Source organism: Nitrincola alkalilacustris, assembly GCF_008973755.1.
GTDB classification, from domain to species: domain Bacteria; phylum Pseudomonadota; class Gammaproteobacteria; order Pseudomonadales; family Balneatricaceae; genus Nitrincola; species Nitrincola alkalilacustris.
This window is the reverse complement of record NZ_WBOM01000001.1, coordinates 351,303-374,350: the sequence shown is the minus strand read 5'-3', so window position 1 is coordinate 374,350 and position 23,048 is coordinate 351,303. Positions and strand designations below refer to the sequence as shown.

The window sequence follows — 23,048 nt, the reverse complement described above, 5'->3', positions numbered from 1 at the left end:
ACTCCTGACAGCTCATCACTGCGGCGATGAGCGTCCGAAGCTGCTCTGCAGATCCAGCAGACCCTCTGCCAGCTGTGCCTGCCGCCTTTCCTGACGCGGTGTAATCCCGAAGTGGTTGCGATAGCTGGTACTGAAGTAGGATGCACTGGAGAAACCACACATCAAACCCACCTGCAGAATCGGATGGCTGGAACTGCGTAACTGCTGACGCGCTTTCTCCAGCCTCAACTCCAGATAGTATTGCGATGGCATCGCCTGAAGATGCTGTTTGAACAACCTCTCCAGGTGACGACGCGACACCCCGATAAGGCTCGCCAGATCATCAATACTCAGTGGCTCCTCAATGTTCGCCTCCATCAGCATAACCGCCTCGGTCAGATTCGGCTGCTGAGTCCCCAGACGTACCTTGAGCGGCACCCGCTGCGGATCATCACTGGCACGGATGCGCTCACATACAAACTGCTCGGATATGGCGGAAGCCAGCTCAATGCCATGCTCACGCCCGATCAGAAACAGCAGCATATCCATCGCTGCGGTACCGCCACTGCAGGTCAGACGATCCCGGTCTATCTCGAACAGCGTACCTGTGGCCTCAATCAATGGGAACTCCTGCCTGAAGTCCGGCAGATCCAGCCAATGGGTCGTGGCACGATAGCCGTCAAGCAACCCGGCACAGGCCAGCAGATAAGTACCGGTACCGATTCCACCGAGCAGACGGGTATTGCGCTGCAGACGTTTGAGTCTGGCAATCAGATCGGCAAATTCAGCACGCTGGGCACTGGCCGGACCACAAAGAATCAAGGCATCCAGCTGCCCGACATCTTCATAACCGCACTCGGTTTTGATCTCTACACCACAACTGCTTTGCACTGCACTCGACTCAGCGCCGATCAACACGACCTCGTAGAGAGTCTGTGCCACCAGACGGTTCGCCATATGCAGGGCTTCTACGGCGCTGGAAAAGCCGATCAGCGAAAAGTCGGGTACCAGCAGAAAGCCATATCTTTGAGCCTGATGCACCTGTGCCGTTATTTGCAGTTGATCACTCAACGCCTGATCGCCTTGTAGTTGGAGTTATGCGACTGTATTGCTCTTTATAATAGACCTCAGGAGCACATAATCGAAGTAGATTCGTGTCACTGGTGAGTACGGATGCTATGCTGTTTAAAGTCGGCGTCGCATTGTCAAAATTCGTCATCTGTCACGTCAGATCAATATCACTAATAATAATTCTACCGTTCTCCCGCAATAACAATAAACCGGATCTTCAAATGGACAGAAAGTCTGTACAAAAAAATCAGCCTACTCCCCCTCTTCATCAACTCATCAGTGAATGTCACTCGGAAGCCGTCGCAAGACAGCTTGAGCTGCTGCAAAACGCTTTTTTTCAGAGTAATGAGATCGATGATGATCAGCCAGTGAGTCCAACCGATCAGTACTGTGCCCTGATGTCAGTCTGGGAGTGTGCGCAGAAGCGCCAGCAGGGCGAAACACTGATCCGCGTGTTCAACCCTGACCCCGCCAAGAGCGGCTGGCATATCGAGCACACGCTGGTAGAGATCATCATGGAGGATATGCCTTTCATCATCGCCAGCGTGCTCGCCGACCTGGCCAGACAGAATATCCGCGTTCATCGCCAGGCCTACCCGGTTTTTCTGATAGAGCGAGACAAGAAAGGAACCCTGAAGACGCTTCACGCCACAGGATCCGGTGCCAAAGGCACACCCGAAGCACTCTTGCGGCTGGAAATAGATCGCCAGATCAGCCCGGAGCAACTGGACGCTGTCGCAGACAGCCTGCGCACGGTACTTAACGATGTCCGCTCTGCGGTCGAGGACTGGAAACCGATGCTGGCGCGGCTGGAAGAAGCTGCCGAATGGTGCACAACACATGCCTCAGGCTATCAGACGTCGGATCTGGAAGAAACCGTGCGTTTCCTGCGCTGGCTGGGACAGGAAAACTTCCTGCTGATCGGCTCGCGCTATTATGATGTGTCACTGAAACCGGATCACACTTATCACCTGAACTATCTCGAAGGTAGTGGTCTGGGCTGCTTCCGCGACCCGATCTCCGAGAGCCAGCGCGAAATCCGGCTGGATGAGTATATGAGCCGTCTGATCGAGCAGCCGGATATACTGGTTCTGACCAAGTCCACCACTCGCTCGACTGTGCAGCAGCATGCACACCTGGACTATGTGGGTGTGAAAAAGGTCAATGACCAGGGCAAGATCATCGGCGAATGGCGCTTCTTCGGCCTCTACTCGAGCAAGGCCCACGACGCACCCCTGTCGACTATTCCGCTGATCAGCCAGCGTGTGCAGCGCGTCCTTGCCGATTCCGGACTGCCTTCGGATAACCATGGTTACAAGGTGTTGCGCCATCTGCTCAACACCTACCCGCGTGACGAGATCCTTCAGGCCAGCTATGAGCAGTTCAGGGATGCCATTTTCGGCATGCAGCGCAGCTTCGAGCGCCGCCAACTGGGGCTGTTTCTGCGCCCGGACACCTATGGTCGCTTCATAGACGTGCTGATGCTGGTGCCGCGTGATCGCTACAATACCAATCTGCGCCTTCGGGTACTGGAGATTCTCAAGGAGGAGTTCAATGCCTACAGCGTAGAGTTCGGTGTGCGCCTGAGCGAGCAGCCCTTGGCACTGATCGAGTTCACCATACATTGTCGTAAGGCGCATCTGATCAACCCCGATGTGAAGAAGCTGAAGCAGCAGATCAATGATGCAATGCTCTCCTGGCAGGATAAACTGCACCATGCCATGCTGCAGGAGCTGGACGAGTCTGAGGCCAACCGCCTGCTGACCCGATTCGGTAATGCCATGCCCACAGCCTATCAGGAGGAGATCAGTGCCAGCGAAGCCGTGCGCGATATCTGCACACTGGAGCAGATGAACGCTCCGCTGACCACGCAGCTCTATCCACGCAGCAGTGATGACGACACAATTCGCTTCAAGGTGCTCGGCCAGGGCCAGAGTATCGCTCTGTCTGATGTTCTGCCGATTCTGGAGCATCTTGGAGTGCGCGTACTCAGTGCCTCCCCCTATGATATTGACCTGGATGACGGCCGCGCCTTCTGGATCATCGACTTCAGCCTCGATAGTGCCGATAACCCGGATCTCAGCTCTGCACAAATGCGCCAGCAGTTCCAGGAGAGCTTTATTCGCACCTATGTCGGCGAACTGGAAAACGACCGTTTCCATCAGTTGATCCTGAAAGCGGGTATCAGCTATCGCGAAGTGGAACTGATGCGTGCGCTGTGCAAGTATCTGCTGCAGCTCAGCCTGCCGTTCAGTCAGCACTATATCGAACAGGCGCTGTCACGCAATCCACAACTGTGCCGACAGCTGATCGCCCTGTTTGCGGCACGCTTTGATCCCATGCTGAAGGGTGATCGCGATACGCTGCAAGCCAGCATCACCAGCGAGATCAACGACGCGCTGGAAGCCGTGGATAATCTGGATGAGGATCGAATCCTGCGGCACTACCTGGAGGTGATCCAGGCGATGCTGCGCACCAGCTATTATCAGAGCCTTGATCAGGCGCGTGACCGCCTGTCGTTCAAATTCAATACCCGTGCCATCACGGCAGCGCCCGAACCACGCCCAGCCTTCGAGATCTTTGTCTATTCGCCACGCGTCGAGGGCGTGCACCTGCGTGCAGGGCCAGTCGCCCGAGGCGGGCTGCGATGGTCGGATCGCCGCGAGGATTTCCGTACCGAGGTACTGGGGTTGGTGAAAGCACAGATGGTCAAGAATGCCGTTATCGTACCTGTCGGTGCCAAAGGCGGGTTCGTGCCCAAACAACTGCCTGACAGCAGTGATCGCAACGCAGTGCAGGCAGAAGTGGTCAACTGCTACAAAACCTTCATCCGCGGCCTGCTGGATCTGACCGATAATCTGAAGGACAACCAGCCGGTTGCGCCGAAGGATGTGGTCTGTCATGACGAGCCCGACCCTTATCTGGTCGTGGCAGCCGACAAGGGCACGGCCACCTTCTCGGATATCGCCAACAGCATCTCTCGCGAGTATGACTTCTGGCTGGATGATGCCTTCGCCTCGGGTGGCAGCAATGGCTACGATCACAAACAGATGGGGATTACGGCACGCGGTGCCTGGGAATCGGTCAAGCGTTTGTTTCGTGAGCAGAACCGCAACAGCCAGCGTGAAGACTTCACCGTGATCGGTATCGGCGATATGGCTGGCGACGTGTTCGGCAACGGCATGCTGCTGTCACCGCATATCCGCCTGCTGGCAGCCTTCAATCATATGCATATCTTCATCGATCCCAATCCGGATGCGGCCAGCAGCTTCCAGGAGCGCCAACGCCTGTTTAAACTCCCGCGCTCAAGCTGGGAAGATTATGACGCGACCCTGATTTCAAAAGGGGGCGGTATCTATCGTCGCAGTGCCAAGTTCATCGAACTGAGCGATCAGGCGCGTGAAGCGCTCGGTATCAGCGAAAAACGTCTGGCCCCGACCGAGCTGATTCATCGTCTGCTGTTGGCTCCGGTCGATCTGCTGTGGAACGGTGGCATCGGTACCTATGCCAAAGCCAGTACCGAAACCCATGCCGATGTCGGCGATCGTGCGAATGATGGCCTGCGTGTGGATGGTGCTGAACTGCGCGTCAAGGTGGTCGGCGAAGGAGGCAACCTGGGCCTGACGCAGAAAGCGCGAATCGAGTTTGCCCGTAAGGGTGGTCTGATCAACACAGATGCGATCGATAATGCCGGAGGTGTGGACTCATCAGACCATGAGGTGAACCTGAAGATACTGCTGAGCCAGGAAGTGGCCAGTGGCCGACTCAGCGAAGCCGACCGTAACAAGCTGCTGGCAAGCATGACGGATGAGATAGCCACACTGGTATTGAAGCACAACTTTCAGCAGAGCCAGATTCTCAGTCTGTGTGCCTGGCAGGCACCTCAGCGCCTGAACGATCATCGTCGTCTTATCCATATGCTGGAGCGCGCAGGCCGCTTGAACCGCAAGCTGGAGCACCTGCCCAGTGAAGAGCATCTGGATGATCTGGCGCGCAGCAACAGCGGGCTGAGCCGCCCTGAGATTGCTGTGCTGATGGCGTACAGCAAGCTCTGGCTGTCTGATCAGTTGATCGCCGAAGGCATCGGCGAAGATCAGGATCTGGCCCAACTGCTGCCGGACTATTTTCCGGCCGTGATTCGCAGCCTCTACCCGCAGCAGATCCAGCAGCATCCTCTGCGCGCTGAGCTGATGGCCACCCACCTGACCAACCTGGTCTGCAACCGTATGGGATCGACTTTTGTCAGCTACCTGCAGTCGGAAACCAACTGCTCCGCTCTAAATGCTGTACGGGCGTTTTTCGCGCTGAGTCAGATCTTCAATCTGAACAGCCTCTGGCAGGAGCTGGAAGCTCTGGAAGAGACCGTTGATGATCAACTGTTCCGTACTCAACTGACACGGATTCAGGACCTGGTGGAGCGCTCCGCCCTGTGGCTGGTGCGCCGCACTCCGGGCAATCTCAGCATTGCTCAGTTGGTCGAGCGCTATCATCAATTGCAGTCAGAGCTGCCGAGCGCCCTGCCTGAACTGATGCATGACAGCGGACGTGAGGTGATAGAAGTAGCAGTGGCAGAGCTGCAGGCCGGTGGAGTTCCCGAATCACTGGCACTACGCCTGGCAAGTCTGCCGCACCTGTATTCCGGGTTGGATATTGTCGAATTGGCACAGGAGCAGAATCAGAGCAGCGAAGATACCGCGCGCCTCTATTTTGCACTGGAGCAAGAGCTGCATCTGCAGCCCCTTCGCCAGTTTATTGCCAAGCTGCCGGAAGAGGATCTCTGGCAACGCAAGGCCCGAGCGGCTCTCGCCTTTGAGGTCGACCGTGGCCAGTTGCAGGCCTGCACCAGCATTCTGCAGGATACGGATGCCGATCTGCCGCTGACGGAGCGTTTGTCACTGTGGCAAGCACAGTACGACAAGGAGCTGCGCATTCTGCAGCAGACGTTTACCGAGGTACGCAGCAACGATCGACCGGATCTGGCGATGCTGTCCATCGTGGTGCGCAAGCTCGGCAGTATCCATCAGCTCCACCTGGCCTGATCCTTCTGGCCAGACGCTTCTGGCTGGACTCTCGTCAAAACCTGCCACGATACTGACTCCTCTGGATCAGTGTCGTGGCAGCCCCTTATGAGCACCTCTGAAAGCATTCATGAAGCCCCATGTCTGATAGTTAAAAATCCACGTCGCATCAGTAACACTTTTGCTCTGTCGGCAAACGCCACAATGGTCAATAATGTCGCAGACCTGCTCACAAATAGATCCTCAGCCGAAGAAGCAGAGTATAAATATAACGGAGAGAGCACCTATGCTGATTATTAGACCGGTTGATTTTCCGGATCTGCCAGCACTGGAACAGTTATCCGCCAAGTCAGGCGGCGGAATTACCACACTGCCCGCCAACCGAGAACATCTGGCGCGATTGATTGGTACTACCCAGAACTCCCTGAACAGGAAAGTGACTCATCCACATGACGAGTCCTATCACTTCGTGCTGGAAGATACGACCACCGGCCATCTCATCGGCATCAGCGGCATTGAGTCCTGTATCGGACTGGATACGCCCTTCTACAGTTACCGCATCGACGAGGTGATACACGCCTCCAGCGAACTGCAGATTCACAACCGGATTCCCTCTCTGAATCTGTGTCAGGATTACAATGGCACCAGCCGTCTGTGTACCCGTTTTCTGGAGCCGGAGCAGAACACCGCGTTCAACAGCCACCTCCTTTCCCGTGCCCGCATGCTGTTCATGGCCGAACACATGAAGCGTTTCTCACGCCGCACGGTCGCCGAGCTGCAGGGGCTGATTGATGAGCATGGCAGATCTCCCTTCTGGGAAGCGGTCGGGCGTCACTTCTTCAGAATGGATCTGGCCAAGGCCGATTATCTCAGCGGCATCAACCGCAAAACCTTTATTGCCGAACTGATGCCACACTACCCGGTTTATGTTCCGCTTTTGAGTGAAGAGGCTCAGAAAGCTCTCGGCCAGCCTCGTCCCGACATAGAGCATGTCATGGATCTGCTTGAGGACGAGGGTTTTGAGTACCGTGGCTATGTCGATATTTTTGATGCAGGCCCGACACTTGAGGTACGCACAGATAACATCCGAACCATCTGGCAAAGTCGTAACATCACGGTTGCGATTGGCGAGGCCGGAGGGGATGACTGGCTGATGGTCAGCAACAATCTTCTGCAGAACTACCGCTGTCTGATCATGCGTGGCAATGCTGATAATCCTGTCATTTCAATGGAGGTGGCAGACAGGTTGCAAGTCAGTAATGGCGATACCCTGCGCCTGATCCAGTTGGATGCTGACGATCTGGGTGTGTAGAAAAAACCGTAACAACTTGTACGGTAACAATATATACGCAAACAACACATAAGTAGCCGGTGGCCATCAGCAGTATATTTCGGCCATCATAATAACAAGAGATACGAACATGCAAAATCCTGCTAAAGCGCTTGAAGCCAACTTTGATGGCTTGGTTGGGCCGACTCACAACTACAGTGGTTTGTCCTCAGGCAATCTGGCGTCCAGTAAGAATCAGGCCAAACCATCCAACCCCAGACAGGCAGCAAAGCAGGGTCTGGTGAAGATGAAGGCGCTGCATGATGCAGGGCTGATTCAGGGCGTGCTGGCACCTCAGGAGCGCCCGGACATTCACACCCTGCGTCGTCTTGGCTTCAGCGGCAGTGATTCGGCGGTGCTGTTTCAGGCGCGCGAGTACTCACCGCGCCTACTGGCTGCCTGCTGTTCGGCATCCAGTATGTGGACGGCCAACGCCGCAACTGTCTCTCCCAGTGCCGATACCATGGATGGACGGGTGCATTTCACACCTGCCAACCTGACCAACAAGTTCCATCGTTCGATTGAGCATGAGACCACCGGCCGCATTCTGGCAGCAACATTCAACAGCGCTCGACACTTTGTCCACCACTCCGCACTTCCTGGTGCCGAGCAGTTCGGTGATGAGGGTGCAGCCAACCACACACGCTTCTGTCAGGAGTATGGAGATCCGGGTGTCGAGTTCTTTGTCTTTGGCCGTTATGCGTTTGATGAGAGTCGCCCCAAACCAGTGCGCTATCCTGCCCGTCAGACCTTTGAAGCATCACAGGCGATCGCTCGAAAGCACAAGCTGTCACCCAACAAGGTCATTTATGCACAGCAAAATCCTGACCTGATTGATCAAGGCGTTTTCCATAACGATGTGATTGGTGTGGGCAACCGCAACATGCTGTTCTGTCACGAACAGGCCTATCTGAATCAGGAGCAGGTAAAACAGGACCTGGCACGAGCAATGCATGGTAACTTCAGTGTTATTGAGGTACCGACTGAAAAAGTCTCCGTGACGGATGCGGTAAAATCCTATATGTTCAACAGTCAACTGCTGACCATGCCTGATGGCCGTAACCTGTTGGTTATACCGGAAGAAAGTCGTCAGACAGTCTCTGTCTGGAACTATCTCAACGAGCTGCTGGAGAGCAAACAGGGGATCGATGAGCTGAAGATTTTCGATCTCAGACAGAGTATGTTCAACGGCGGCGGCCCTGCTTGTTTGCGTCTTCGAGTCGTACTGACCGAAGAGGAGCGAAAAGCAACGAACCCACATACGCTGATGAATGATCAACTTTTTAGTAAACTGAACGATTGGATAGATCAGCACTACCGTGACTATCTCGAAGAAAAGGACCTGGCTGATCCGCAATTGCTGCTCGAATCCCGCACAGCATTGGATGAGCTGACTCAGATACTGAATCTGGGACCGGTCTACCCGTTCCAGCGTTAAACCTTTAGCTGGCAGAATCCGCTTCTGCCAGCTGAACAATAAGAACTGCGCTGGGTCATTATCCAGGACTACAGCGACAAGAGTAGGACAGTTATGCAAACACAAGATGCAACCGCCTATCCCGATACCAAGCCCGTCGTTATCTCGATGACTGGTATCCATAAGCGTTACGGCAATCTGGAAGTGATCAAAGGCGTTGATCTTGTCGCCCGCAAAGGGGACGTGATCTGTCTGATCGGTTCTTCCGGTTCTGGAAAAAGTACTCTGCTTCGCTGTGCCAACCTGCTTGAAATACCACAGCAGGGTGATATCCAGTTTGAAGGGGAGCATGTCCTCTGGAAAGGCAACGACAGCGATCGTCAGCCAGCTGATCCGAAACAGGTCATTCGCTTTCGCACCAAGCTGTCGATGGTCTTTCAGCAATTCAACCTCTGGTCACACATGAGCATTCTGCAGAATGTGATCGAAGCGCCGGTCACGGTGCTGGGACAGGAGCGCCCCGCAGCTGAAAAACTTGGTCAGGCGCTGCTGGATAAGGTCGGTATCGGTGACAAGAGTCACGCCTACCCATCCCAGCTGTCTGGCGGACAGCAGCAGCGTGCCGCGATTGCCCGTGCACTGGCGATGGAGCCCACCGCCATGCTGTTCGACGAACCGACCAGCGCGCTGGACCCGGAGCTGGAACAGGAGGTTATTCGTGTTATCAAGGCATTGGCAGCAGAGGGTCGTACCATGATCATCGTCACCCATGACATGAATCTGGCTCGCGATGTTGCTGACCATGTGATATTTCTGCACCAGGGATTAATCGAAGAGCAGGGCCCACCTGCCGAAGTGTTAAACAACCCTAAAAGTGAACGCCTGAGGGGTTTTCTAAGTGCCTCTTCAGCGGACTGAAACTGTGAAACACGTGTTATCAACCAGGAGAACAACAATGAAAAAACTGATTATCGGACTCGCGCTGGCAGTATGTGCCAGTGGCACGGCTATGGCGCAGGAGCGCACCGTTCGCATAGGTACTGAAGGTGCCTACCCTCCATATAACTTCATCAATGACAATGGTCAGGTGGATGGTTTTGAGCGTGAGCTGGGAGATCGTCTGTGCGAAATGACAGGCTTCAACTGCACCTGGGTCACCAATGACTGGGATACCATCATCCCCAACCTGGTCGCAGGTAACTACGATGCGATCATGGCGGGCATGAGCATCACCGACGCCCGCAAGGAGATGATCTCCTTCACCCAGCGCTACAAGCCAGGTGACCCAAGCTCCTTCCTGGCTCTGGAAGGTGCGGATGAGTCGGTCATGACCGGCGTCGTTGCTGCACAGTCCAACACCATTCAGTCCAGCTACCTGGCTGACACACCTGCCACGCTGGTTGAGTTTCCTACACCGGAAGATATGGTTGCTGCGGTCCGTAACGGTGAAGTCGATGCCGCGCTGGCCAACTCAGCCTACCTGTCAGACGTGATCAACGAGAGCGGTGGTCGCCTGGTGTTTGTCGGCGAGCCGCTGGATATTGCTGATGGCGTCGGTATGGGCCTGAGGCAGAGTGACAATGAGCTGCGCGAAGCGTTTGATGCAGCCATCAAGGAGCTGGAAGATAACGGCGAACTCCAGGTGATGCTGGACAAGTGGTTTAACTGATCACAGCCTGACGCTCTGACTACCCGGGAGGCTCGCTGAGCCTCCCACATCGCATAGGGTGACTGTTTTGTTTGAGTTCTGTTCTGATCCCTCACTTCTGGAAGGGACCCAGTGGTTCATGTGTTATCTGACCACTGTCAAGCATTCAATGTTCTACTGGAGCTTCGGCATAGTGCTTGCGCTGCTGGCACTGACAGCTCCCGCTGCACTGCTGCTCGGATTCCTTGGAGCCATGGCGAAACGCTCCCAAGTCGCTGTGGTACGCTGGATCGGCTCCATCTATACCAGTATGGTCCGGGGCATTCCCGATATCATTTTCTTCATGTTCGTACCTATCGCACTGGGACAGGGTATCGAATATGTGCGCCACAAGATCAAGTGTCCTGATGTCACGGAGCCTATCCGGCAGGGCAATGATTTTGTGGTGTGCGCAGCTGCCAAATTCCCGCTGGGAAGTGCTGATCAATGGGTACACCAAACCTATGGTTTCGCACTGGCAACCGTTGCCTTTGCCTTTGTGTTCGGCGCCTTTGTTGCCAATACCATTGATGGTGCGATGCGTGCGGTGCCGGCCAATCAACTGGAAACCGGCCATGCCTATGGCATGACTCGCCGCCAGGTATTCTGGCGCATACTGGTACCCCAGATGTGGAGTTATGCGCTGCCTGGTCTGTCCAACCTCTGGCAGATCCTGATAAAGGCCACACCTCTGCTGTTCCTGCTCGGCGTACAGGATGTCGTCTACTGGGCACGCGAACTCGGCGGCAGCAAAACCAGCCGCTACGAGTACCCGCATGGTGACTGGCGCTTGTGGTACTTCATGGTCCTGCTGGTGTTCTACCTGCTGATGACCTGGGGCAGTGAAAAAGTGTTCCGTCGTCTGAGCACCCGATTTGCGCGTGGACAGGCTACTCAAGCGGGCCAACAACATCTGGAGGCTAAAGCATGAGCTGCCTGCAAACACTTTCTGAATACGGTCTGCGCTCGCTGGGTCATGGTCCCCGCCTGCTGCCGCGTGGCGATATCACTCTGTGTGATCAGATAGTACTGATCGGCAGTGGCATGATATGGAACATCTACTTTGCCGTTCTGGCACTGACGCTGGGCTTCTTCCTCGCCACAGCATTGGCGCTGGCAAAGAACAGCAAGAACAGGCTCCTGCGGGCACCAGCAACGGGGTTTATCTTCGTATTCCGTGGTTCCCCGCTGTTCATCCAGTTCTTTCTCGCCTATGAAGCCTTTGTGCTGCTGCCACGGGCAGGTATCGAGATAGACCTGCTGTTTGTACAGATCACCGCAGAAACCCGCTGGCTCACCAGAGCAGCTGCCGGCGCTCTGATCGTACTGTTCCTGAATACCTCAGCCTACTCGGCCGAGATCTTCTATGGTGCATTGCGCTCTGTTCCCAGGGGTGATCTGGAAGCTGCGGATGCCTATGGTATGAGTGGTTTTTCCCGTTTCAGAAAGATCGTCTGGCCGACCATGATGCGCCTCGCCTGGCCATCTTATACCAATGAAGCGATCTTTCTGTTCCATGCCACCACACTGGTGTTCTTCTCCGGCTTCCCGGCATGGCAGCAAAAGGGAGATGCCCTCTACTATGCCCGCTACTTTGCGGACCAGACCTTCAACCCGTTTATTCCCTATCCGATCGCTGGGGCCTACTTCATTCTGTTCACGCTGATCCTGATCATGATCTTCGGCAAGATCAACAATCACCTCAACCGCCACCTGGCGCGCGAGCAGCGGATCAAGATGAAACTGAGTACACGCTTCTATCGCCGCAATGCGGTGCCATCACTGCGCTGAGTCGTGAACGCAAATACCGAGCCTGCCAGTCTTAAGGCTGGCAGGCTCGGTCACCTCGCTTGACACTTCACTGTCCATTCGCTTTCCACTTCATCATCCCCTGACCGGCAGTATTAGAAAAAGGCACTATACTGTGTGCAGGACCTTCTGTCGCAAACGCCAGCATGGGAAGTTAGCTCTTGCGCCTGCTCATTCGCACTGGAGTGCTGTTATTCTCACTGTTATCCGGAGATATCGGAGCCTACACTGTGCCCGCCGGTTTTACCGGCTCATCCCACTACATCTCTGAGCCGTTACTGACAGCAATCGAAGGACCAGAGCGCCTCTCACCCGAACAGGCACTGCAGGTACTTGATTTCAGCACCCACCATTTTCACCGGGCCAGCGATCTCTCCGATCAGGCTTACTGGCACAAAATCGAGTTTGCTCCGGTAGAAGCACCCACAGAGCTGATACTGCGTCTCAGCAACATCATGATAGATGAACTGGACTTCTACCTGATCCAGGATGGCCAAACGATCCGCCACTGGATACGCGGTGATACCCAGATATGGACCCCGGAAGAGGCCTATGCCAGCATCTGGTTTCCTATCGACCTGCTACCAGATGCCGAAAATCTGGTCCTGATCCGAAAAGCCAGCGACGGCCCTCTGCTGCTGCCACTGCGCTTGATGAGCCAACAGCAATTCGATCGACTGACCGAGCACAGCTTCAAGATCTGGGCAGCTGCCGTAGGCGCCCTGTTGATACTCCTGATCCATAACACGGTAATTTTTCTGCTTTTTCGCTATCCCGCCTATGGCTATTACATACTGTTTCATCTGACGGTGTTTCTCAGCCTGGGCGTGACACAGGGATTCGGGCCTTGGCTGTGGCCCATGGCGTTCAACCAATTTCTTGGGTCAATCATTCTGACCCTCTACACACTCTCTGCCTGGAGTATTTTTCACTTCAGCCTGCAGTTTCTGCAGATCCGCACTCGCCTGCCCCGCTGGTGGCGCTACCGCCGCCACGCAGACCTGGCTTTTGCTACAGCGGTACTGATCAGCCTGATCCTTCCTGAATACTACTACGCCACCCCATTCTCGATTCTGCAAGGTATTGTCTCAATCTGCAGCATCTACTGGGGGATCACTATCCTGCGCAGAGGCTTTACGCCCGCGGCCCTGTATCTGATCGCCTGGTCTTTTTTCATCGTGGGTGCCGCAATAGGCGGCATGACGTTTCGCAACCAACTGCCATTCAACAGCTTTACCGAGCACGCCCTGCTGATCAGCACTGTCATTGAACTCTTGTGCTTTTCCTTCAGCCTTGCACTGCGTGCCCGACATCTGGAAACGGAGAAAAATCAGCAGTTGATGACCAATCCAGACTCAGGCCTGCCCAATCGCAACTACTTCCTCAACCACCTGCGTAACCACCATCATCGTGAACTGCCGGATCTGTCGGTACACTTGGTTCTGATCCACCTGTCTGGCATCACAGAACTCAGTGAGGCGGTCGGCCCATCTAGTGCAGTGAAAGCCACAGCCACGCTGGCCAGGCGAGTCAATCAGGCACTCGAATCCGAGCCTTGTGTCATCAAGCACCGCCTGCCCAATCTGAGCCAGTCCCGTGTCATCGATATGGATCAGGATAATCTGATTTTCCTGTGCCATCAGATCAGCAGCCCGCAAGAGATCATTGAACGACTTGAACCGGTATTAAGCCGTCCAATTCAACTGCACCAGATCGAATTTCAACAACTCTTCGCCATAGGCGTTGCGTCGGGCTGTCTGAATGAGATGGACATGACCACCCTCTATCAGCATGCTCAACTGGCCGCCCGGTCCAACTGGCGCTCCAACCATTTGTGGAGTCAGTATCAGCAGGATCTGCAGCTGCATCAGCACAGGCAACTGATGCTGGTGGCCGAAATGAGCAAAGCGATAAGCAGCAAGGGTTTCCACTTCATGATTCAGCCCAAGGTGGAGTTGGCCAGTGGACAAATCAGAAGCGGTGAAATACTGCTGCGCTGGAAGCACCCGACTCTGGGAAGGATATCTCCCGCCGATTTTATCCCGCTGGCTGAACATGTCGGGCTGATTTTCAAGCTGACACAACTGGTACTGCATATGGTGCTGAGCTGGATGAAAACACATGCCGACGAATTGCACGGCACAACACTCGCCATCAATATTTCTGCGCGCGACCTGCTGCAGCAGAACTTTGCTTACGGTTTGATTGAATTATGCAGAGAGTATGATATCTCCCCTCGTTGTATTGTCCTGGAAATTACCGAGACCACAGCAATCAGCGATAAAGGCCTGGCTGCAGAAAATGCCGACCTGCTCAGATCCGCTGGTTTCAGCCTGTCCATTGATGATTTCGGCGCTGGCTACAGCTCAATGCAGAATATCAATCGCCTTGCACCTGAAGAGATCAAAATTGACCGGCTCTTTGTGTCTGATCTGACAACCAACGAAACCCATCAGACACTATGCCGCTGCCTGATCCATCTGAGCAGGGATCTGGACACCCATGCCACCGCCGAAGGGATTGAAACCCAGGAACAACTCGATCTGCTCAGATCCTGGGGCTGCCATTCCGGACAGGGATTCTATCTCTACCGTCCCATACCACCGGATGAGTATCTGCACCTTTTACAGGAGCAGGCTGAAATAGATTCTAATGCTATACTTTAACTGGTTACAATTTAACCAGACATTAAGAGATCAACTACCTGCAGTGACTGCCCTGACATGCAGTCCGGCAACCCACTCCAACCTTTGTGTTGCGAGGTGATATATGAACAGACACTACTATGTCAGTGACAATCTGGATGATCTGGAGTCGTTGGAGCATGAGCTCGAATCGCAGGGCATCAGCCTGGAACAGATTCATGTACTGAGTGATCATGAACGTGATGTCGAAGAGCACCATCTACCCGCAGTTTCTGCGATGATGAAACAGGATGTTGCTCATTCCGGTAAAATCGGCGCCCTGATCGGCCTGACACTTGCCGTGCTGGTCATCGGCACCACCTATCTCAATGGCTGGGCCGAATCCGGTGTCGGCTGGATGCCCTTTATCTTCCTGGCGGCAATTCTATTTGCCTTCTGTGTCTGGGAAGGTGGTTTCGTGGGTATCCAGAAAGAAAATGTCGACTTCAAGCCGTTCAGAGAGAAACTGGAAGCCGGTCAACATGTATTCTTTGTGGATGTGAATCAGGCACAGGAGCCAATACTGGATGAGGTGGTCAGACATCACCCGGGGCTGGAAATGGCCGGAACGGGCCAGGCTTCTCCAGCCTGGTTGATCGGCTTGCAGAAAGCCTGGCACCAGTTCAAACGAACCGTTTGAGAGATTGAAGAGAGGGGTCAAGAGATTGGGGTCAGAGTCCTTGACTCTGACCCCAATCTCTCCAATCTCTCTCTACATCTCCCCGTCTGAAAACAGAGCAACAGCTTTGAGAGCCATGTTGTGCCTGACGCTACCCTGCAGAATTATCAGTGCTATAATCCGATCCTGATCTCACACTGTATAACCGTCTGAACACTGATTCAGGAGTCTGTAGATGGAAAAAATTTCTCCTCTGAAACGTGCCTTGCTGTTACTGCTTTTGACTCTTCCACTCGGTATCGCTGGCTGTAACACCATGGAAGGACTGGGCAAGGATATCCAGAAAGGAGGCCAGGCAATTGAACGGATCGGGCAGAAGTGATCCCCGAGCGTCACTTCCTGCTACTGATTGATTCAGCGACAAAGCTACCCACCATCGCACCCATTACAGCTGCCACAATTGACATAAGCGTGCGCAGAATGTTGAAGCCTTCTGACAGATCGAAAAAATAGGGTGCAATAAGCTGGAAGATAATGACCGCGATGATGGCACCGATCCACTGACCTGTTTTCATTGAGTACCCTTATCTGTTATTTCGTATCATTGTCAAAAATTGATCGCCACCAACTCAGCTGATGGTGATCACCTGATCGGCCCAGCTATCGGCATCTGCCTGCATATGTGTCACGAACAGCAGATGCTTGCCAGTGCGGCTGACCTCAGCACGGACCCATTGCCCGGCCAGCAGGCGAGTATCATCATCCAGTGCGCTGAAGGGTTCGTCCAGCAAAATCACGGGCTGCTCTCGCAGAACGGTTCGGATCAGTGCCACGCGCTGGCGCTGACCACCAGACAAGGCTGAAGGCAGCCGATCCAGCAGCTCACGGATACCAAGGTGCTCGCAGGCAGCTTCCACCCTGCTCCACTGCTCATGACTGGGACGCCCCTGATTGAAACCCAACCGCAGATTATGCGCCACACTGATATGTTCAAACAGATTATGCTGTTGAAACAGTGTGGAGACAGGCCGCTGTTCAGCCGGCAGATGCTGGATAGGCTCTCCCTGCAGCAGAATCTGACCGGCATCAGCCGGTACAAAACCGCCAAGACACTCCAGTAGACTGCTTTTACCCGTGCCACTGGGCCCCATCAACGCCAGCATCTGAGCAGGTTGTAACGTAAAGTCATACTGCCAGCTCAAGGCGCCACGCGACAGTTGCAGAGATCGGACTTCAAGCATGGTTGCGTTCCAGTAGTCTCAAGGCGACAAGTGCCAGCATCAGCAACAACAGGGAGGCCAGTGCGGCTTCTGCCAGACGATAGGAGCCCGACAGGGTATAGATCATCCAGGGCAGGGTGCGCCACTCATCATTGCCAAAGATACCGAAGATAGCAAAATCACCCAGTGCCAACACAAAACTGATCGCAAACACCCGCTGCAGCACCGGCTTCAGAAAAGGGCCATACACCAGTTTCCAGTGCGGCCAGGCACCCAATCCCAGATCAGCCAGCAGCGGTCGGTAATTGGCATCATACTCGAACACCCGAGGTTTGAGCTGCTGGAAAACAAACGGCAGTGCCACCAATGCATTGAGCAGGATAATGGCAAGCCAGCCCCACTCCTGCCAGTTGAGCCAGGGCATCAGCATGACATAGACACCCACCGACAGCACCATACCGGGAATCACCAGATGATGCAGTGCCGCGGTTTCGATCAGTCGGCGCAGTGTCGGACTGGCGAAACGTCGCCACCAGGAGAGTACAGCCAGTGCCAGCAGCAGCGCCAGACAGGCGGCACTGATCGCCAGGATCACCGAGCGCAGACTCACCTGTAGCATCTCCTGCCAGGGAACCGCCGAAAGGTTGGCCTGCAGCGCCGTCGGAATCAGCACCAGCACAGGAAGCGACAGGAAAAGCACGCACAACAGATAAGCGAATCCACCACCAATACGCCCCGCACGACTCAGATGTGGTCGCCAGCCACTATCCGGTTGCAGAGGCGTCAACCACTGCAAACCACCCCAGCGACTGAACATGAGATACAATCCACCGGCGACCAGCAGTTGGGTCCAGGCCAGAAACAACGCTTCAGGCGGGTTGAAGTCATATTTAAGTGCCTGAAAGATAGCCACTTCCAGCGTGGTCGCACGCGGCCCGCCACCCAACGCCAGCACCACTGCAAAACTGTTGAAGCAGAGCAGGAAAACAAAGCCCGTAACGGCCGGTACCACGGCACGCAGTGCTGGCAACTCGACCAGCCGAAAACGTTGCCAGCCGCTCAACCCCAGTTGCGCCGACATTTTCCAGGCACCCTGCGGAATGCTCTGCCACTGAAAAGTAAACACACGCAGCGCAAAAGGCAGGTTCAGAAACACATGAGCCAGCAAAATGCCACTCAGGCCATAGAGATTCCAGCCATCAGGCAGTAGCGGGGTAAGCAAACCGGAGCGCCCGAACAGTGCCACCAGCCCCGTGATCAGCACCAGACTCGGCATCACGAAACAGAGCAGGCACCAGCGCAGAAACCAGCTTTTTCCCGGCAGTCGCTGATCCAGCGCCAGCGCTCGCGCCACTGGTAACGCCAACAGCACTGACAGAAGTGCGCTGAGCAGCGCCTGCCAGATCGAAAACTGCAGTACCCGCCAGAACCAGGGCTCCTGTAACAGTGTCGTATCAACACCGGCATCGCCCCAGCCAGCCAGTGCAACAAAGGCCATGACGCTGATACCCAGCATCAGCAACAGTGCCAGCGCACCCGGCAGCATTATCGGCCAGCGCTGCCAGAACCAGAACCACAGCCCGGTCCGGTTAGTTGGCAGGTTAATCAGTACAGGGCGGCTCATGATCGAATCATTGGCTGACCGCGTTCCGCCACTCACGAATCCAGTCCGGTCGGGACTGCTGAATCACTTCGGGGCTGAAACCGATACGGGTCGGCTGAATCAGCGTATCGAAGGCATCCGGCAGCTCGATATCATCACGTACCGGCAGCATCCAGTTGGTGACAGGGATCACTGACTGCGCCTCTTCACTCAACAAAAACTGCAGGAACTGCTGCGCCAGCTCAACCTGCTGCGCATGGGCAGACAGCGCCGCCACTTCGATCTGAGCCACATGGCCGTCGCTGAACTCAGCTGCCCGATAGCGGCTCTCCTCTTCTGCCACCAGATGATACGCGGGCGAGGTGGTATAGCTCAGGACATAATCCGATTCGCCCTTGAGGAACATGCTGTAGGCTTCCGACCAGCCCTTGGTGACGGTGACAGTCTGAGCAGCCAGTTGCTGCCAGGCCTCGCCTGCCTGCTCACCATGTACCGCGTTGATCCACAGCATCAAGCCCTGCCCCGGCGTGCTGGTGCGAGGATCCTGATAGATCACGCTGGCACCGGATGTCAGCAGTTCGGCAAAGGAGGTCGCTGGCTCTGTCAGTCGTTCGGCATCATAGATAAACGCAAAATAGCCATAATCGAAAGGCACGAAGGTATCGTCCTTCCAATCCAGCTCGCTACGCAGCGGCCAGGCAGACAGGTCAAGTCCGTGCGGCTGTACCAGCCCCAGTTCACGTGCCTGCGACATCAGTGCATCATCGATACCCATGATCAAATCCGCCCGGGTATTACTGCCCTCCAGACGCACCCGGTTGAGCAGACTGACACCATCGTCACTGCTGACATACGTCAGACTGCAGCCGCACTGGGCTTCAAACAGGGTTTTCAGTTGTGGACCCGGCCCCCAACTGCTGGTGAAGGAGCTGTAGGTATACACGGTCAGTTCGGATGCAGATACAGATGCGCTGCTCAGAACAGTTGCCAACGCAGCACAGGCAAGATTACGAGATGTGATTTTCATGGATGACGACCGGCCATAGGCAACTGGGCCGACGGCGGGTGACAAGAGCGGCTGGATACAGCGCCGCTATCTCATTCCCTCCGCCAGCATTAACTGGATCAGGTTCAACGGGTGTACACTCTCAGCCCGGGCCTTGATGACAAGACCATGAAGGTGAAATCACCTTCCGCAGGGCACCCCGATAAGACAGCAATCAGTATATCCCAATGTATCCGGACTCGCATCAATCAACACCCTCGACTCAACCGGCCCTCTGCTCAGGGCTGGATGCGCTGCTTGCCACGCACTACATTGATGCCGGGCAGATCACCTTCCTTGGCATGGGCACCGGCAATCCACACTGGCTGATCGCAACAGCATCCGGCCATTATGTCTGGCGTCAGTTCAGCCAAACCAACCCTGGCGTGTACAGGGAGCGTGAGATGGCTGTGATGCAGGCGATTCAAGGGCAACACTGGGCACCTGAGCTGATTGCCGTCCTGCCCGGTGAGGGCCTGTTGATGCGTGAAGCACCTGGAAAGACGATGACGGTCATGCAACAAGACGGTATGACTCTGACCGACCGACAGCGCACGTTGATACTGCAGGCCGTGATCGATTGCTGGCAGATCCGCGAGGCGCTACCACTGTGTAACTTGCCATCATGTAGCTACGCCGATCTGATTCAGCAGTACGCGCAGCTTGCGCGGCAAAACGTCTTCAGTGCTAACGAGTTCAGTGCTGAAGAGCTCAATGTTGAACAGATCAACGCCCTCAGCGAAGCGTTGCTACATGAATGTGCCGACTGGCCGACAGCAGAGGTCTGCCTGACCCATCACGACCTGCACCCGGGTAATCTGTTACTGACTGAGGATCACTGTACGCTGATCGACTGGGAGTTCGCCTCCCTCGGCAATCCCTGGCTGGATGCAGTGATGCTGGATCAGATGCTGACGCTGACCCCTGCTGAAAAGCAGCAACTGGAGGTGGCGCTGGTACACTATCCACTCCCGCCCCTGACTTCAAAACAACCCTGGAAAGCTCTGGGACACTGGAAAGCCAGATTTGATCAGCTCTGGTATCTATCTCTGCCCAGCCGGGAATGATCCTGAACAGGTGGTTATTCTTCTGACTGGCAGAGTGACATCTGTTATCTCTTCTCAAAAACGCAGGCACTGAGCAAAATCGATTCTGCGATCAAATGCTTCAGCCAGAGTGATAGACTGACTCAGATGCAGCGCGGCCCTGATCACACCGGCATGAGTGATGATGATCGCATCCGCTGGCAGGCTGTTCAGCACCAATCTGACACGCTCGATAAAAGCCGGAACCGACTCACCCTGCGGAAACTGATATCCGAAAGGATCTGCAGCCCAGGCATCCAGTTCATCCCTGGGTACATCATCCCAGCGCACGCCTTCCCAACGGCCAAAGTGCACCTCTTGCAGCGATGTCAGACACTCGATCTCAATGCTTCCCGCCATCGACTCAGACAGGGTTTCCGCTAGGGATTCAGCCAGCAACCGGCAACGCTGCAATGGACTGGTAAAAATCGGCAGCCCGTGCGGCAGCTCCGGCAGAGCCTGCAAGGTCTGCTCAACAGGTACCGCCAGCGGTAGATCCAGCCAGCCATAACAGATGTGATCCGGCAACTCCGGTCGATCATGTCGAATCCAGTAGCGCATAGCCCTTCTATAAGCCCCTCTTATACGGCCAGCAAGAGCAACAGCACCAGCTCGGTCAGAATAACGCTGGCACCCAACGTATCTCCGGTATAACCGCCCAGTTGTCGCTGCAGATAAAAACCCCAGATCAGCGCCGTGGCAGCCACGGCCAGCAGTGACCAGAACAGAGTCTGTGTCAGCAGCGACAGCAACAGACAGAAAAGCCCAGCCAGCAGCAGGCGCCTGCCAGAAAAACTTTCCGCTACAGGCTTGCTGCGACTGCTATCAGGATCCGTGACATAACGCATGAAATGCATCAGCAGCAGCGGCGTGAAGCGGGCAATGGCCGGTACAATCAGCAAGGCGATCAGCAGGCCGTCAATCGAGAGCCAGAGCGCCAGCTTCAACCCCAGCGCCATTATCAAGGCAACACTGCCATAGGTGCCGATACGGCTGTCCTTCATGATGCTCAGGCGCTTCTCAACCGTATAGCCGCCCCCCAGTGCATCGATCGAATCAGCCAACCCATCTTCATGAAAAGCACCGGTGATCCAAAGGTGAAAGATCAACACCAGCAGCAGACAGACAGGCAAGCTCCATAACTGACTCAACAGCAGATACAAACCTACGTAACCCGCCCCCAGCAGCAACCCCACCAGCGGGAAGTAGACACTGCTCTGATTCATCAAAGACTGGGAATAGTCGATGCGCACCAGCATCGGGATGCGCGTCAGAAAACCCAACGCCAGCCAGAAGGCCTGCCATTCGTGCTGCAGGGAGACTTTCATATCAGGCGTTACTCACACCGGCATCGGCAAAGGAGGCCATCTCATTGAAAAAGGCCGCGGCCAGACGCAGCAACGGCACTGCCGCTACAGCACCTGTCCCTTCTCCGAGGCGCATATCCAGTTGCAGCAAAGGTGTCACCTGCAGCGCTTGCAGGGCACGGGTATGACCCTGTTCATCACTTTGATGTGCAAACACTGTGTAGTGCTTCAATGCAGGCTGTAGAGCATAGGCGATCCACCAGGCGCTGGTGGCAATAAAACCATCCACCAGCAAGAGCTTACCCAGCGCAGCACCACGCAGGAAAGCCCCGACCATCATCGCAATTTCCAGCCCGCCCACCTGCTGCAACACAGCCAGTGGTTGATCTGGGCCGAGTGGTATCCGTGCCAGCGCTTTCGCGATTACAGCTGCTTTATGCTGCTGCATCTGCTCACTGGCCCCCGTACCAGCCCCCACCACTTCGGATGGCTGCACCTGCATCATCGATGCCAGAATGGCTGCCGCAGCCGTGGTATTACCGATCCCCATTTCACCCAGGCTGAGAATCTGTGCATCCGCTGCCCAGGTATCCACCATCGCTGCGCCCTGCTCCAGACAGTTCATCAGTTCGGCTTCGGTCATTGCTGGCTGCAGGGTAAAGTTGGCCGTACCTGCTCTTACCGGCACAGAGATCAGATCGGGATGACTCGGCAGAGGCACAGCAACGCCGGCATCAATCACCTTCAGGCCGACGCGATTATGACGACAGAACACGTTGATCGCAGCACCACCGCTCAGAAAATTCAGTACCATCTGTGCCGTCACTTCCTGTGGAAAAGGGCTGACCCCCTCATCACAGACACCATGATCTGCCGCAAATACCAGATGCATCACCTCATCAGCCCGGGGTGACAGACTCTGTTGTATCCGTGCCAGCTGCGCCGCGAGCGTTTCCAGTTTCCCGAGCGAACCCAGAGGCTTGGTTTTGTTGTCGATCACACTCTGTATCTGCTCATCCAGCGCTGCGCTGACCGGTTGAACATGGAAGATAGGCGGCAATAAAGGCTGATTCACGACAATCCCTTTGATCTTTTCAGGTGTGGAAAAGTCGCAGAGTAAGGCGCTGGTGCTAAAATAACAACCTTGACTGACGTTGTCGGGTAGCTCCGTTCC

The 23,048-nt window shown here is 55.1% G+C and carries 19 protein-coding genes and 1 riboswitch; of the genes, 11 read left to right on the top strand and 8 right to left on the bottom strand.

Going from position 1 to position 23,048, the window contains the following annotated elements:
• Positions 1 to 15: 15 nt before the first annotated feature.
• Complete coding sequence (locus tag F7R27_RS01705) at positions 16 to 1,050, bottom strand: GlxA family transcriptional regulator (protein WP_240776169.1); 1,035 nt, start codon at positions 1,048 to 1,050, stop codon at positions 16 to 18.
• 221 nt (positions 1,051 to 1,271) lie between these two features.
• Here F7R27_RS01705 and F7R27_RS01700 point away from each other — a divergent pair, with 221 nt between their 5' ends.
• The 10 genes from F7R27_RS01700 to F7R27_RS01655 all read left to right on the top strand — a co-directional run bounded on the left by F7R27_RS01700 (position 1,272) and on the right by F7R27_RS01655 (position 15,996).
• Complete coding sequence (locus F7R27_RS01700) at positions 1,272 to 6,089, top strand: NAD-glutamate dehydrogenase (RefSeq protein ID WP_151702486.1); 4,818 nt, start codon at positions 1,272 to 1,274, stop codon at positions 6,087 to 6,089.
• Positions 6,090 to 6,354: 265 nt separating this feature from the next.
• Entirely contained in the window at positions 6,355 to 7,380 is a 1,026-nt protein-coding gene (gene astA / locus F7R27_RS01695) for an arginine N-succinyltransferase (RefSeq protein WP_151702485.1), read from the top strand.
• A 109-nt stretch (positions 7,381 to 7,489) separates the two neighbouring features.
• Positions 7,490 to 8,836 carry an N-succinylarginine dihydrolase gene (astB, locus tag F7R27_RS01690; RefSeq protein WP_151702484.1) on the top strand — a complete coding sequence of 449 codons (1,347 nt, stop codon included), beginning with the start codon at positions 7,490 to 7,492 and terminating at the stop codon, positions 8,834 to 8,836.
• A 93-nt stretch (positions 8,837 to 8,929) separates the two neighbouring features.
• On the top strand, positions 8,930 to 9,733 hold the full coding sequence (locus F7R27_RS01685; RefSeq protein ID WP_151702483.1) for an ABC transporter ATP-binding protein: 804 nt from the start codon (positions 8,930 to 8,932) through the stop codon (positions 9,731 to 9,733).
• Between the two features lie 37 nt (positions 9,734 to 9,770).
• Positions 9,771 to 10,484, top strand: coding sequence for a transporter substrate-binding domain-containing protein (locus tag F7R27_RS01680; protein ID WP_151702482.1), 714 nt, complete (start codon positions 9,771 to 9,773; stop codon positions 10,482 to 10,484).
• Between the two features lie 118 nt (positions 10,485 to 10,602).
• The gene (locus F7R27_RS01675; RefSeq protein ID WP_206060339.1) at positions 10,603 to 11,433 is read left to right on the top strand and encodes an ABC transporter permease; all 831 of its coding nucleotides are present in this window, start codon (positions 10,603 to 10,605) and stop codon (positions 11,431 to 11,433) included.
• Positions 11,430 to 12,293: an ABC transporter permease gene (locus F7R27_RS01670; protein ID WP_151702480.1), complete on the top strand. Its 864-nt coding sequence runs from the start codon at positions 11,430 to 11,432 to the stop codon at positions 12,291 to 12,293. The genes F7R27_RS01675 and F7R27_RS01670 overlap by 4 nt, the downstream gene beginning before the upstream one ends.
• A gap of 179 nt (positions 12,294 to 12,472) precedes the next feature.
• On the top strand, positions 12,473 to 14,977 hold the full coding sequence (locus tag F7R27_RS01665; protein ID WP_151702479.1) for an EAL domain-containing protein: 2,505 nt from the start codon (positions 12,473 to 12,475) through the stop codon (positions 14,975 to 14,977).
• A gap of 103 nt (positions 14,978 to 15,080) precedes the next feature.
• On the top strand, positions 15,081 to 15,635 hold the full coding sequence (locus F7R27_RS01660; RefSeq protein WP_151702478.1) for a magnesium transporter: 555 nt from the start codon (positions 15,081 to 15,083) through the stop codon (positions 15,633 to 15,635).
• 214 nt (positions 15,636 to 15,849) lie between these two features.
• Positions 15,850 to 15,996 carry an entericidin A/B family lipoprotein gene (locus F7R27_RS01655; protein WP_151702477.1) on the top strand — a complete coding sequence of 49 codons (147 nt, stop codon included), beginning with the start codon at positions 15,850 to 15,852 and terminating at the stop codon, positions 15,994 to 15,996.
• Positions 15,997 to 16,006: 10 nt separating this feature from the next.
• Here the strand turns inward: F7R27_RS01655 and F7R27_RS01650 are convergent, their stop codons facing one another.
• The 4 genes from F7R27_RS01650 to thiB are packed head-to-tail and all read right to left on the bottom strand — an operon-like array spanning position 16,007 to position 19,464.
• Positions 16,007 to 16,189, bottom strand: a complete 183-nt coding sequence (locus tag F7R27_RS01650; protein ID WP_151702476.1) for a hypothetical protein — start codon at positions 16,187 to 16,189, stop codon at positions 16,007 to 16,009.
• A 54-nt stretch (positions 16,190 to 16,243) separates the two neighbouring features.
• On the bottom strand, positions 16,244 to 16,855 hold the full coding sequence (locus tag F7R27_RS01645; RefSeq protein WP_151702475.1) for an ATP-binding cassette domain-containing protein: 612 nt from the start codon (positions 16,853 to 16,855) through the stop codon (positions 16,244 to 16,246).
• Positions 16,848 to 18,458: an ABC transporter permease subunit gene (locus F7R27_RS01640; protein WP_151702474.1), complete on the bottom strand. Its 1,611-nt coding sequence runs from the start codon at positions 18,456 to 18,458 to the stop codon at positions 16,848 to 16,850. Before F7R27_RS01640 ends, F7R27_RS01645 begins: the two co-directional genes overlap by 8 nt.
• Positions 18,459 to 18,465: 7 nt before the next feature.
• The gene (thiB, locus tag F7R27_RS01635) at positions 18,466 to 19,464 is read right to left on the bottom strand and encodes a thiamine ABC transporter substrate binding subunit (protein WP_151702473.1); all 999 of its coding nucleotides are present in this window, start codon (positions 19,462 to 19,464) and stop codon (positions 18,466 to 18,468) included.
• 58 nt (positions 19,465 to 19,522) lie between these two features.
• Positions 19,523 to 19,655: riboswitch (TPP riboswitch) on the bottom strand.
• Between the two features lie 15 nt (positions 19,656 to 19,670).
• On the opposite strand from thiB, the gene F7R27_RS01630 reads away from it, so the two are divergent.
• On the top strand, positions 19,671 to 20,549 hold the full coding sequence (locus F7R27_RS01630; protein ID WP_151702472.1) for an aminoglycoside phosphotransferase family protein: 879 nt from the start codon (positions 19,671 to 19,673) through the stop codon (positions 20,547 to 20,549).
• 54 nt (positions 20,550 to 20,603) lie between these two features.
• Here the strand turns inward: F7R27_RS01630 and F7R27_RS01625 are convergent, their stop codons facing one another.
• The 3 genes from F7R27_RS01625 to cobT are packed head-to-tail and all read right to left on the bottom strand — an operon-like array spanning position 20,604 to position 22,949.
• Positions 20,604 to 21,128, bottom strand: a complete 525-nt coding sequence (locus F7R27_RS01625; RefSeq protein WP_151702471.1) for a histidine phosphatase family protein — start codon at positions 21,126 to 21,128, stop codon at positions 20,604 to 20,606.
• Between the two features lie 20 nt (positions 21,129 to 21,148).
• Positions 21,149 to 21,895 (bottom strand): adenosylcobinamide-GDP ribazoletransferase, encoded by a 747-nt coding sequence (gene cobS, locus F7R27_RS01620; RefSeq protein ID WP_151702470.1) that lies wholly within the window; start codon positions 21,893 to 21,895, stop codon positions 21,149 to 21,151.
• 1 nt (position 21,896) lies between these two features.
• Positions 21,897 to 22,949, bottom strand: a complete 1,053-nt coding sequence (cobT, locus tag F7R27_RS01615; RefSeq protein ID WP_240776167.1) for a nicotinate-nucleotide--dimethylbenzimidazole phosphoribosyltransferase — start codon at positions 22,947 to 22,949, stop codon at positions 21,897 to 21,899.
• Positions 22,950 to 23,048 lie beyond the last annotated feature (99 nt).

Coding starts and splice junctions, on each gene's coding strand:
- cobS (WP_151702470.1), bottom strand. CDS start 21,895: ATGAAAGTCTCCCTGCAGCACGAATGGCAGGCCTTCTGGCTGGCGTTG.
- F7R27_RS01625 (WP_151702471.1), bottom strand. CDS start 21,128: ATGCGCTACTGGATTCGACATGATCGACCGGAGTTGCCGGATCACATC.
- astA (WP_151702485.1), top strand. CDS start 6,355: ATGCTGATTATTAGACCGGTTGATTTTCCGGATCTGCCAGCACTGGAA.
- F7R27_RS01655 (WP_151702477.1), top strand. CDS start 15,850: ATGGAAAAAATTTCTCCTCTGAAACGTGCCTTGCTGTTACTGCTTTTG.
- astB (WP_151702484.1), top strand. CDS start 7,490: ATGCAAAATCCTGCTAAAGCGCTTGAAGCCAACTTTGATGGCTTGGTT.
- F7R27_RS01670 (WP_151702480.1), top strand. CDS start 11,430: ATGAGCTGCCTGCAAACACTTTCTGAATACGGTCTGCGCTCGCTGGGT.
- F7R27_RS01645 (WP_151702475.1), bottom strand. CDS start 16,855: ATGCTTGAAGTCCGATCTCTGCAACTGTCGCGTGGCGCCTTGAGCTGG.
- F7R27_RS01685 (WP_151702483.1), top strand. CDS start 8,930: ATGCAAACACAAGATGCAACCGCCTATCCCGATACCAAGCCCGTCGTT.
- F7R27_RS01640 (WP_151702474.1), bottom strand. CDS start 18,458: ATGAGCCGCCCTGTACTGATTAACCTGCCAACTAACCGGACCGGGCTG.
- F7R27_RS01630 (WP_151702472.1), top strand. CDS start 19,671: ATGTATCCGGACTCGCATCAATCAACACCCTCGACTCAACCGGCCCTC.
- F7R27_RS01650 (WP_151702476.1), bottom strand. CDS start 16,189: ATGAAAACAGGTCAGTGGATCGGTGCCATCATCGCGGTCATTATCTTC.
- F7R27_RS01675 (WP_206060339.1), top strand. CDS start 10,603: ATGTGTTATCTGACCACTGTCAAGCATTCAATGTTCTACTGGAGCTTC.
- F7R27_RS01680 (WP_151702482.1), top strand. CDS start 9,771: ATGAAAAAACTGATTATCGGACTCGCGCTGGCAGTATGTGCCAGTGGC.
- F7R27_RS01660 (WP_151702478.1), top strand. CDS start 15,081: ATGAACAGACACTACTATGTCAGTGACAATCTGGATGATCTGGAGTCG.
- F7R27_RS01700 (WP_151702486.1), top strand. CDS start 1,272: ATGGACAGAAAGTCTGTACAAAAAAATCAGCCTACTCCCCCTCTTCAT.
- thiB (WP_151702473.1), bottom strand. CDS start 19,464: ATGAAAATCACATCTCGTAATCTTGCCTGTGCTGCGTTGGCAACTGTT.